8 protein-coding genes are annotated in these 12,223 nt (G+C 48.6%); 1 reads left to right on the top strand and 7 read right to left on the bottom strand.

The genetic code is table 11. The features are described from left to right. Window position 1 precedes the first annotated feature (1 nt). From AC1XTG_RS08710 to AC1XTG_RS08695, 4 genes are read right to left on the bottom strand one after another with little or no spacing between them, the layout of a single operon-like run. Window positions 2-1,150 carry a glycoside hydrolase family 18 protein gene (locus AC1XTG_RS08710; RefSeq protein ID WP_484841682.1) on the bottom strand — a complete coding sequence of 383 codons (1,149 nt, stop codon included), beginning with the start codon at window positions 1,148-1,150 and terminating at the stop codon, window positions 2-4. Between the two features lie 12 nt (window positions 1,151-1,162). Next, on the bottom strand, window positions 1,163-2,629 hold the full coding sequence (locus AC1XTG_RS08705) for a fibronectin type III domain-containing protein (protein WP_484841681.1): 1,467 nt from the start codon (window positions 2,627-2,629) through the stop codon (window positions 1,163-1,165). 39 nt (window positions 2,630-2,668) lie between these two features. Then, window positions 2,669-3,571, bottom strand: a complete 903-nt coding sequence (locus AC1XTG_RS08700) for a magnesium transporter CorA family protein (protein WP_484841680.1) — start codon at window positions 3,569-3,571, stop codon at window positions 2,669-2,671. 54 nt (window positions 3,572-3,625) lie between these two features. Next, on the bottom strand, window positions 3,626-4,888 hold the full coding sequence (locus AC1XTG_RS08695) for an NAD(P)/FAD-dependent oxidoreductase (RefSeq protein WP_484841679.1): 1,263 nt from the start codon (window positions 4,886-4,888) through the stop codon (window positions 3,626-3,628). A gap of 252 nt (window positions 4,889-5,140) precedes the next feature. Here AC1XTG_RS08695 and AC1XTG_RS08690 point away from each other — a divergent pair, with 252 nt between their 5' ends. Then, on the top strand, window positions 5,141-5,998 hold the full coding sequence (locus AC1XTG_RS08690; protein ID WP_484841678.1) for an SDR family oxidoreductase: 858 nt from the start codon (window positions 5,141-5,143) through the stop codon (window positions 5,996-5,998). A 54-nt stretch (window positions 5,999-6,052) separates the two neighbouring features. On the opposite strand, the gene AC1XTG_RS08685 is transcribed toward AC1XTG_RS08690, so the two are convergent. The 3 genes from AC1XTG_RS08685 to AC1XTG_RS08675 are packed head-to-tail and all read right to left on the bottom strand — an operon-like array spanning window position 6,053 to window position 12,164. Continuing rightward, window positions 6,053-6,433, bottom strand: a complete 381-nt coding sequence (locus AC1XTG_RS08685) for a response regulator (RefSeq protein ID WP_056290564.1) — start codon at window positions 6,431-6,433, stop codon at window positions 6,053-6,055. Between the two features lie 25 nt (window positions 6,434-6,458). After that, complete coding sequence (locus AC1XTG_RS08680) at window positions 6,459-8,294, bottom strand: tetratricopeptide repeat-containing sensor histidine kinase (protein WP_484841677.1); 1,836 nt, start codon at window positions 8,292-8,294, stop codon at window positions 6,459-6,461. A gap of 6 nt (window positions 8,295-8,300) precedes the next feature. Next, complete coding sequence (locus tag AC1XTG_RS08675) at window positions 8,301-12,164, bottom strand: PAS domain-containing hybrid sensor histidine kinase/response regulator (protein ID WP_484841676.1); 3,864 nt, start codon at window positions 12,162-12,164, stop codon at window positions 8,301-8,303. Between the last annotated feature and the right edge of the window lie 59 nt (window positions 12,165-12,223).

Genomic DNA, 12,223 nt, shown 5'->3' with positions numbered 1-12,223 from the left:
TTCAATCCAGGTTCCGGCCGATTTCGTTCAGGAGGTATTCTTTCGGGTCACTGAAATATTCCCAAAAGAAGATACCCGCCAGGTTGTGCTTTTTAATGTATTTACATTTCAGCTTGATCGTTTTTTCGTCTTCGTAGGTGATCAGGACTTTTGTGGAATCATTGAACAGGTAAGGCGCTTTTGCCTTTTTATCGTAATGCTTTTTATATCCGTTCTGATCGATCAACGTGTCTTTCAGCTTGGTATATCCTCCACCCTGCACTGACTTGACCCTGGCTTCTCCGAGTCCGTTGTTTTTAGCAGAAGCAGCCTCCCACCCTTTCCCGTAGAATGCGGCGCCAAGCACAATTTTGCTCGCCGGAACACCCGCGGCCATGAAGTTTTTGACGGACCGGTCTGCCGAAGAACCTTCTGCGTCGTAATCGTACAAATTGGTATGATGTCCCACAGTCCCGTTCTTACCGCCGTAGTCGTAAGTCATGATAAATATGTAATCTGTAAAAGCTTGCACAAGACCCATTTCGGTATTGTCTACAAACGATTTGGAAGCTCCTACGGCAGTTGTAAGCTGAAACTTCCGTCCTTTTTCCTTTTCCAGCAGATCAAGCTCCGCGCGTATCGCTTTGAACATCAATGTAAAATTCTGCTTGTCTTCGGGGCGGTAAATGTTACCTTCCTCGCCCCGCATTGCAGGATATTCCCAATCAATGTCGACTCCATCCAGGTTATATTGACGGATGATATCAACACTGGTTTTGGCAAACTTCATCCGCGAAGATTCCGTAAGTACCGCGTCAGAAAAATTCTCGCTCCACGCCCAGCCACCGATTGAGATCAGGATTTTAAGATCTGGATTCTTGGTTTTCAATGCATTCAGATTTCTAAAATTGGTACTATCCGTGGCAAGATTTGTGAGCACCGCCATGCTGTCTTTTACATCGACGAATGCATAATTGATGTGCGTCAGCTTTTCAGCATCGATCTCGGCCGCATTCACCAGCCCGCGAAAACCGCCGACGTAGGCATTTACGATATACTTTTTGTTCTGCGCAAACGAACCAGCTGAAACAAAGAGCAGCGGCAATGTAAGCGCAGCAGCCAGATACCTGCATTGACCCGTTAACCTTCCGAGGACAGAGACTTTCATCATTATATTTTTATGTTAATAAAGTGCGATCCGCTTCGAGATTACTTCTTTACCTGTTTCAATCGCCACGATGTAAATGCCCGCAGCTAAACCTTGCAGGTTGATTTCCGCCGGCTTGGTCGCGGTCAGCTCTTTCTGCTTTTTGCCTGAAATATGGTAGATAGAGATCGTGTATTTTCCTGCCAGCCTGGGGTTCACGAACAAAGTGCGACCGATGGTATAAATGCTGTTTTTGGTCTGAGGATCTTCCGTCCCTGTGATAATGGAGCCGGCGCGCACGATCGCGATCAGGCTGTAAGGTGAGCTGCCGCCTGCATTCACTGCCTTGATCCGATAGAAATAATCTACCTTTTCGAGCTTGGCCGTATCCTGAAACTGTAAAACTGTGGCCGGTACCGTTGCCAGTATCACATACTTTTCATCCGCCGCTTTGGCCCTTTCTATTGATACCGAAACTGCATTACCTGTAACAGGAGCCCACCTGAGCTGCACGATCTGCGGAGCGAGCGGGACAGCCGAGAAGTCGGCCGGACGGTCCGGAACGGGGATATTGAGCGTCCGCAATGAAACCACGCTGCTGTAAGGCGACGCCCCGATTGCATTTACCGCGCGAATGCGGTAATAGTAAAGTGTGCCGGCAGCCAGTCCAGTATTTTGGTAAGAAGTCGCATTCGCCGGGAGGTCAGCGATTTTGGTAAACGCAGTCCCATTCGTGGATCGTTCCACCTGAAAGCCCATCTCATTTCCGGAAATATCCACCCAGCTCAGGTTGATCTGGGTTTGCGAAACTACAATACCTGCCAGACTATCCGGTGCTGCCGGGGCAACCTGGAATGTAATAGCGGAAACAATGCTCGTGTACGCAGACTTACCAGCACTATTCTTCGCAAGTACTCTGTACCAGTATTTTGTGGCCGGTTTTAAGCCGGTATGCTGATAGATTACCATATTCGCAGCGACTTCCGCAATCTTCTCAAACCTGACTCCGTCCACAGAACTTTCCACTTCAAAGGCAGTTTCGTCACTTGCATTATCTGTCCACCCGAGGTGAATCTGGCTTGCAGAAACCGGCGTAGCGACGAGCGCGGAAGGTGGTTTCGGGATCGTGATAACAGGTGTCAAGGTGGTGGCACTGGCAACATTGGAGTAAGCCGAATAGCCACTCACATTCTTTGCCCGAATGCGGTACCAGTATTTGGTTGAGGCTTTAAGCGTATCGTGAATGTAGCTTACAGTGTTAGATTTCAGGTCAGCAATTTTGGTGTATTTAATTCCGTCAACAGCACTTTCAAGCTCGAACGTGACTTCGTCTGTTGAAGTATCCGTCCAGCTGAGTGCAATCTGACTTACTGATGTGGGAGTTGCAATCAGATTGGCAGGCGCCTTTGGAACGGCAAATGCAGATGCATTTACTTTAACAAAAACGCCGGTCAACATAAACAGGAATGCCGCTACAAAGCTCGGTAAAGCAATCTTTTTCATACTTCTAAAAACAACACGATAAAGCAGGGGAATGCCGGTTTAAAGCCAGCCTCTTTTTTTAAACCAGACATAAATGCCGCCTGTAATCACAGCCATAAAAATCATCACCGCAGGATATCCGTACTTCCAGTCCAGCTCGGGCATAAACTTAAAGTTCATTCCGTAAATGCCGACGATGAAGGTAAGCGGCATAAAAAACACCGAAAACACAGTAAGTACCCGCACAATGTCATTGGTCCGCTGCGATGAGATGGAGAAATAGATCATCACCAGCTGGTTCATATTTTCAAAAAGCGTATCGTAAATGCTGTGAAGCTTCACGTAAAGATCGCGGGTATCCCGGGTGTAGGTGTTGGATTGTTCAGGAGAATCTATCCTGTCGATGATATCGTGAGAAAGCATGATCACGCGCCTGGTCACTTCCACTTTTCTTCTCAGGTAATAAAGTCCCTTCAACAGCGAAGCTTTGCGCGTTTTCAGGAACATATTTTCCTCATAATACTCAATGTCACGCGTGAGCCGGGCAGAGGGATCTTCATAGCTACTTAAACAAACTTTAACGATCTCGTTAACCAACTGGTGGGTGTTCTCGCAACCATGCTGGCTGATCCGGTTCTCCTTAATCTGCTGAGGACCTGACCATTCGTGCTTGTGTAGTGTAATTACCCTGTCTTCAAACATGAAAATCGCAACTTTGTCGGTCAGCTCAGGCACGGTATCTGCCTCAACAGCCGTCTTTTCCGCGTGTATCCTGAAAATGATAAATGCATAGCTTCCTACGTGCTCATATTTCGGAAGGTGATCAGCTTGGAGCCAGTCTTTGATCGACGACTCGTGCAATGCGTACTCACTGGTAAGACTGGCAAGCTCTTCCTGATCAGGGTCTGTCACATCCAGCCATTCAAAGGGATGCTCTGAATGGTCGGTAATACTTTGCAGCATAGGGTTTGGTTGAGAAATATAACACTGTTAAATTTTATTCAGAAGTTCGGAAGTCTACTTATCTGGCTTGGAATCAAGTATAAAGCGCAATGACTGATCCCGCGTGAAAAATGCAACTATCCAGTTGTAAAGCGTCTTCACCTGGTTACGGTAGCGGATAAGCGAAAACAAATGCACGACCAGCCATAGAAAGTAAGCTATAAAACCTTTGAAATGCAAGCCAGGTAAATCGGCCACAGCCTTGTTGACCCCGATAATGGCCATTGATCCTCTATCCTTATATGAAAAGTCGATCAGCGGCTTTCCTTCCTGCATTAACCGCAGGTTTTTGGCAAGGTTCCGCCCCTGCTGAATAGCAACCTGCGCCAGCTGAGGATGACCGTTCGGAAACTCAGGATCGCCTTCCATTAAACAGATATCACCGAGCGCAAATATATTGCTGTATCCTTTTACCTTATTATTCCGGTCAACAAGCACACGCCGGCCACGGCCGAATACTTCCTTCGGTAAGCCCGGCAACTCCACGCCAACCACGCCCGAAGTCCAGATCAGCGTTTCAGTCTCAATCTTTTTTCCATTCGCGAAAGTCACTACCCCATTGTCGTAATCTTTAACGGCATGGTCCAGCAGTACCTTGATACCCAGCCCGCGCAGCTCCTCCAAAGTTTCTTCCTGCGCTTTTTTGCTCATCGGATTGAGCACGACCGGCAATGCATCGACCAAGTATATCTCCACCTCATCGCGGTTCAGCTCGGGATAATCTTTCTTGAAAATGCCTTTGTGCATTTCGGCCAGCATACCCGATATCTCCACGCCTGTCGGGCCGGCGCCGGCCACTACAATGGACAGTACCTTTCGCCGCTCCACCGGATCGGTGATCTTCGTGGCCCTCTCCTTGTTTTCAAGTACGTGGTTCCGCAGCGCCAAGGCATCCTTGACGGTTTTCATCGGTACCGCATTCTTTTTCACATTCTCCATTCCGAAGAAGTTGGTTTCGGTACCCGTGGCGAACACCAGATAGTCATAGTACAAATCTCCGGTATCGGTAAGTACGCGGTTTTCGGCAGGAAACACTTCCTTGAATGCACCCAGGCTAAACCGTAGATTGGGCTTTTCCTGAAAAAATTTCCGGAAAGGATAGCTGATATTGGAAGCTTCCAGAAATCCGGTTGCTACCTGATACAGCAGCGGAGGGAAGAAATTGTAGTTATTCTTGTCCACCAATGTAATATCAAACTCTTTGTCTTTGGCCAGCTTCTGCGCCAGATTGATGCCTGCGAAGCCTCCGCCTATGATTACTACCTTCTTCGTAGCCATAATGTGTCGATTTAAAATCTTTTGCCCCTAGCTCAATATAATTGTGCCGGGATGTCTTTGGGCATGAATTGGTATTTACAAATACACTTACAGCAGGAGCATACCGGGCTGGAACTGTGAAATTCTTTACTCATTACAGGAATATCTGCCTGACGTTGATCCAGGTCAATGCAGTTTGTGCTGCTTCCGGGACTTGGCATATCGTTTTTGACAAATGTGGCTTTCGCATTTATCAACATAAAAAACCTTATCATGAATTACGACATTGATACCAAGGGCCAGACACAAAGCAAGCAGCCCGGCATTGAACAGGAAATGGACCCGGCACCGGTTATTATTCGTGAAAATTACCGCGGAAGCGGCAAGCTGCAGGGAAAAACAGCCCTGATTACGGGTGGTGACAGTGGGATCGGTCGCGCTGTGGCCGTGCATTTCGCGAGAGAAGGTGCTGATGTGGCCATTGTATACCTGGATGAAACCCAGGACGCCACCGAGACCAAGTCACTCGTTGAAGCAGAGGGAAAAGCCTGTCTGCTGATCCGGGGGAATATTCGTGACGAAGCTTTTTGTAAAGATGCAGTAAGCCAGACCGTACGCGAGTTTGGAAAATTGAATATCCTCGTCAACAATGCTGCTGAACAGCATCCCAAAGACGATATCCGGGAAATTACTGCCCAGCAGCTCTCAGATACGTTTTCTACCAATATCTTCTCGTTCTTCTATTTCACGCAGGCGGCGCTTGAACACCTGAGTGAGGGAGATTGCATTATAAACACCACTTCGGTAACAGCCTACCATGGCAGCCCGAGCCTGCTTGATTATTCTTCAACAAAAGGCGCGATTGTGGGATATACCCGGTCGCTCGCGGGCAGCTTGTCAGAAAAAGGAATCCGCGTGAACGCAGTAGCGCCCGGGCCGATCTGGACACCATTGATTCCTGCTACATTTGATTCAGAGCGGGTTGAGAAATTTGGAAAAGACACACCGATGAAACGCCCCGGTCAGCCGAGCGAAGTAGCCACCTGCTACGTGTTCCTGGCAAGCGACGACGCTTCCTATATGAGCGGACAAGTGTTGCACCCCAATGGAGGACAGGTTGTAAATGGTTAAAAGGAGGTTTTCTCCAATAAGATCAGGAGGGATTCCCGTTAGCGGGGATCCCTTTTATGATATCTGCTGAACAGCGGCTTCGATACTGCTGAGCAGCTGCGCCTGGCGGTAAGGCTTGGTAATGTAGCCGGCGGGGTGTGTTTCGGATGCACGCCGTACTGTTTCCTGGTCCATGTACGCAGTCAGATAAATGATAGGAATGCCCGCTTTGATCTCCCGGACACGCAATGCGGTATCGATGCCGTCAACTTCCCCTTTGATGTGAATGTCCATGATGATCACGTCCACTTCTTCACTATTCACAAAGCCGAGTACTTCTTCACTGTTGTCGGCAATACCAACTACTTCGTATCCAGCCTGATCAAGTGTTTCTTCGAGTCCCATTGCCTGGATACCCTCATCCTCGACGACCAGAATTTTAATTGTTTTTTTCATAGCGCAACTTTTTCTCAGGCAGCTTTTACCTGTTTCCCGCAATCGAGACGGCGGGAATTTCCATTATAAATGTCGTACCTCCGGAAACTTCCACGCTGCATTTCGCGTCCAGCTGTTTAGCCAGGACCTGCACCAGCTTCATTCCGAATGAGCCGGAAGGTCTTTTCCACTTGTCAAGGCTCATACCCGGTCCATTGTCAATGATCCGGAGCAGCAGCGACCTTCCTTCTTCCAGCCTGGCTTCCAATATAACAGATAATCGCGGATCAGTTGTGGAATTATAGGCGTACTTGAAATAATTGGTTACCCACTCATTGACAATCAACCCGGTAGGCATCGCAACATCGATATCGATTTCCATCACGGAAACATTCAGCCGCAGATCCAGGTCGCCAGGCTCCACACCAAAGCTTTGCATGACACTGTCGATCAGGTTACTCATATATTCCTTCATATTTACAAGATTCACCGCATCCTGACCATACAAGCTCTTGTGGATCAGAGACATGGCTTCAATGCGCTGCTGGCCTGCGCGCATACTGTTCCGCGCATCATCGTCGGTCAGCCGGCTTGACTGCATACTGAGTAAGCTGGATACGGTCTGCAGATTATTCTTCACGCGGTGGTGCAGCTCTTTCATCAGGATTTTCAGCTTCTCGGCCTGCTCGTTGATCTTCGCATTATTACTTGCAAGCTCCTGGTTCGTCCTGGATATCGTCCGGTATTGAAACAGCATGAACACCGACAATACCAGGAATACCGCCAGGCCAGCCAGCGCCCAGATTGTTTCCCGCGTTTTTACCTTGTTAATTTCAGCCAGCGTGCTGATCTGCTGGTCTTTTTTGCCTGCCTCATATTGCTCCTGCATCTCGCCTATCTGCCGCACGTTCTCCAATACACGAAGCGAGTCGCGAATCTCGATATAGCGTGTATAAGCCTGCAATGCATCTTTGTAACTGTTCATTTCATTCAGTGTACGGTAGAGGTAGCGGTTTACCTCCATTTCCCGGAAAGGATTTTTCAGTTGCCGGGTGATGCGCAATGCTTCTTTGAGGTAATAAATGCTGTTTTGTTTGTCGCCCTCCCCCAGGTAAACCTGTGAAAGCCAGGTATAGGAGTAGGTAAGCGATAGCAGCTGGTCGTATTTTTTGGCAAGCTCAATGCCTTTGGTCACGTAAAATCGCGCTCTGTCCAGCTCTCCTCTTTTCACGCAAGCCTGCGCGATATTGTTATAGTAACCAATCCGCTGTTTCTCAAACCGTGCCGATGATTCAGCCAGTTTAAGACCTTCGAGGTGCATCTTCAAGGATTTGTGTATCAAAGCGGTATCTTCCTTATCCGCGCCGAGCCCCTGCGTAAACATCGCTTCAAGCCGCGCCATATAAATCACCGAGGCTGTATCCCTGTTCTTCCTGGCGATGGCCATACCTTTGTCTACCGCAGCCAGCGCCATGCTGTAATTGGCTTTTTCCTTATGCAAATTCCCGATTACGGCGTAGATATCCGGCAGCTCGCCTGTCAGCTTCCCCTTCTCCGCATCTTTCAGCGCAACAATAGCCAACTTCATCGCCTCCTTGTGGTTACCAAGCCGCCAGAGCGCCTGTGCCTGGTAGCGTGTACCACGTACGAGTGCGCGCGCATTGTTCAGCCGCATTCCCTCTTTTTTGATCAACTCAGCAATGTGTCGCAGCGAGTCCGGTGAGCCTGTTGTGAAGTTATCTGCCTTTTCATATAGCTGGTCGAGCTGCGAAATGCGCAGCTTTTCACCCGAAACAGAAAGCATCGGCTCAGCCGCAGCTGCGGTATAGTTGGCTGCGAAAAGGAAGAAAACGAGATAAAGTGCTATTATAGATCTTTGCATCAGAGGCTATTGCGTCTTGATCAGCCATTTGAGAATAGCCTCTTCCAATGTATCTTTTAATACCGGTTTTGTCAAATAATCGTCCATTCCTGCATCTATACACTTTTCTCTTTCTCCTACCACCGTGCCCGCCGTTAGTGCTATGATCGGTACGCGCTTGTTCCGTTCCAGGTTGCGGATGCCGCGGGCAGCTTCATATCCGTTCATCTCGGGCATTTGAATGTCCATAAAAACAATATCCGGGTTGCTCTTATGAAATGCGTGGATCGCCTCTTTCCCGTTAGCTGCCTCTACAATATGTGCATGAGGAACAATTTTGAGAAGCATTGATTTCACCAGCAACATGTTAATCTGGTGGTCTTCGGCAATCAGTACCGTTACCTGCGAGTTATTTTGCGGCGCCTCGACCGGTGGCTCAGCGATCTGCAAAGTATTCTGCTGCTTTACTCCCAGGCTGGAAATGGCTGAAAAAAGCTGCTGGATCTTCACAGGTTTTAGAAGAAAATGCTGCACGCCCAGCTCGTCGCGGAGTGCATTCAGCATTTCATCCTCAAAAGAATCATTTAACAGAAACACAGGTTGCTGCTCCATATCGCGCCCCTGCAACTCCCTGATTTTTCTCAGCGATTCAATGCCGCCCATATCAGGCATTTTGCAATCCATCAAAATCACGTCAAAACTTTCGCCGGTAGCAAGCAGGTCCAGCGCTTCCTGCCCGCTTCTTGCATACGTTGATCCGATCTCTTTGTTGGACAACATTTCACGCAGGATTTTCCCATTGTTTTCATTGTCATCCACGATCAGTATCTTCTTCACACCGTCGGGATTCTTCCATTCAAACAGGTCCTGACCTTCCACTGCGCTGAAAGTAACGTCGAAAAAGAAGGTACTGCCTTTGTCAACAATGCTTTCAAGCTGTAAGTGGCTCTTCATCAGGCCGAGCAGACGATTGGAAATGGTCAGTCCCAGGCCGGTACCGCCGAAGCGTTTGGTTGTCGAAGAATCTTCCTGCGAAAATGCTTCGAAAATCCTGCGCTGGTTCTGCGGCTCTATACCAATGCCGGTATCCCTGACCGAAAAGCGGAATGTATAATTGTCCGGTTCTGACTTATCTAAGAGCTCAATTTTCAACTCTATCTCGCCGGCGGGCGTGAATTTGACTGCGTTGCTGAGCAGGTTAACCAGGATCTGCCGCAGCCGAAGCGGATCGGCCCAGACGAAATGCGGTACCTCCGGCGGGATGTTCAGCAACATTTCCAGTTGCTTCTGCTGCGCCTGATAGGTTACCATGTCAGAAACCTGTCCGCAAATTTCCAGTAAGTCGGTTTTTTCAAACGTGAGGTCAAGCTTGCCCGCCTCGATTTTTGAAAAGTCGAGAATATCGTTGATAATGTCCAGCAGCGAGTTCGCCGACTGGAAAACCATGGACATATACTGTTGCTGCGTTTCGTCCAGGTTGGTTTTCATCAGCAGGTCGGTAAACCCTACCACCCCATTAAGCGGTGTCCTGATCTCGTGGCTCATATTAGCCAGAAACTCCGATTTCAGCTTGCTGGCTGCCTCCGCATGCTCACGCGCTTCGAGCAATTCCATTTCAGCCCGCTTCCTGGTGGTAATATCCCGCACAACCGCCTGGATAATGTCCTGATCATTCACATTGATCAGGTTTAATAGTACCTCGGCGATAAAGCTTTCCTTTTTATTACCAAACCGGCGGTACACCCATTCAAAGCTGTGGCTACCTTTCCGGTAAACAGAATCTATATGGATTCCCGACAGCCGCACGGCAGTCTGTTCATCATCTTCGCGGCTGGATAAGTCACCCAGCTGCATTTGCCGCAAAGTCTCCACAGAGTTCAGCCCGAACATACGTAGGGCAGCTTCGTTACAATCCAGGTACCCCTGACTATTGAAAAGCAATACCGCGTCGCTGGTAGAATCGTACAAGCTCCTGAATTTCGCTTCCGACTGCAGGATCTCCACCTGCGCCTTCTTTTTGGTAGTAATATCCTGGAACGCGCCGTAAAGTCTGACGCAAATCCCGTCCTTCATCTCTGCCTGACCGATGGTGCGTATCCAAACCTCGTTACCCTTCGCCGTCACGATCTGAAGTTCCAGATCCCAGCCGGTACCGTGGAGCAAGCCTTCCTTTACCACTTCCTCAATGGCATTCCTACTATCACCTTCTTTATAAAAATAAATAGCGGTGGCGAGATCAGGCACAAAATCGGCGTCTACTTCGTGCAGCTGCCTGGTCATCGAAGACCAGTACAGTTCATTTGTTTTAGGATAAAGCTCCCAGCCGCCGATCAATGCGACCAGGTTGGTCTGTTCCAGCATTTCCTTGATCCGGCGCAGCTCGTCGTCGGACTTCCTTCGCGCGGTGATATCCCTTTCAATGGCGATGTAATTGGTACAATCCCCATTCTCATTGAATACCGGAATTACTTTCAGGTCGATCCAGTATTTTTCTCCCGACCTTGAATAGCATAGCATTTCCTCCTCTACAACCAGCTTTTCCTTGCTGCGGGTGTAAATGCGGTCAATGGTTTCCAGATCCGTTTCCGGACCTTTGATCAGGTCAGCCGGCCTTTGTCCCTTGGCTTCTTTCCGGCTGTATTCCGAGCGCTCTTCGAAGGCCCTGTTAACCCACGTAATAATTCCCTTTCCGTCTGTGATGACGATGTAATCGGTAGTGTTAGAAGCGACAATGGCGAGCTCCTTCAACCTTTCACGGGAGTTGCGCAGTTCTGTAATATTGTGACTCGTGAGGATGATCTCCTGGCTGGTTGGGTCCACATTGGCTGTGGTGTTACTCCATGACCATGTTCCGTCCTGATGCCTGATCCTGTGCTCTACTCCCCCCGGCAGCGGCAAACCCAGTTCGATTGTTTGCTGTAATGCCTTGAAACAAACTTCAAAATCGTCGGCGTGAATAAACTCGGCAAATGAATGCCCGACAGTTTCTTCAATCGGGTATCCGTAAGTAGCTGTCCAGCTGGGTGACACGTATGTAAATACGCCTTTTCTGTTGATGGTAAAAAGCACATCCTGCATATTGGATATCAGCACGGACAGATCTTCTTCCACTTTTACCTGCTGCGTAATATCATAGCCCACACAGAAAAGCTCTGCCACTTCGCCGGCTGCATTCGTGATTCCCGTAAATTCCCATTGAGTTGTTTTGATCCCGCCATTTGAACAAAACTTCCTGAGCTTAACAGGATGCGGAACGTTGGGTACTGTGAGGCAATGCGCGCCGGTACTTACACATTTGTCAATATCCTCCGGAACAATGCCCGATATGGACGAAATGCCGAGCACGTCGCGGCGGTCGAGCTGAAAAGATTTGCAGAAAAAATCATTGACATATATATAGTTACCTGCCAGGTCAATTCCTGCCACGTAAACTGTCTGACTGCTCAGAAAGGTATGGTAGAGGCGCCCCTCACTTACGGGCGCGCCGGTGATCCTGTCTGTTGCTTCAAAAGCGGTGAGGATGTAGCGGGCATCTGATTCGGGATCGGAAAATGGGAGAGAACGTACCTGTATATGCGAAATATTTCCCTCAGCCCCGAAAAGGACGATCGCGCTGTTGTAGTCGTTATCATTTTGCAAAAAATGTTTACCCGCATTTTCCCGGAAATAATCGAATTGTACACTTCGAACCAGCTCGGCAACTGCCTGATCTTCATTTTCCTGTTTCAGAAAACGGGTAAGAAATTTCCGGAGCCTGTTATCGGCCCATTCATTTTGCGGATCGGAATGCTCCCAGATCAAAACTCCGTCAATTGCTGCTTCTTCTATAAAGTCAAACACATGTTCATCCCTCTGCAGCAAACTGAAGAACTTCTTCTTAATCTTATTCATGTTCAATGGCATCCCAAATTGATAGCGAAGGAGTGTCGCTCACTTTCAGCCATACAATA

Source organism: Dyadobacter sp. HNCC25DJ183, from assembly GCF_056895175.1.
This window is presented reverse-complemented; position numbering and strand designations above follow the sequence as displayed.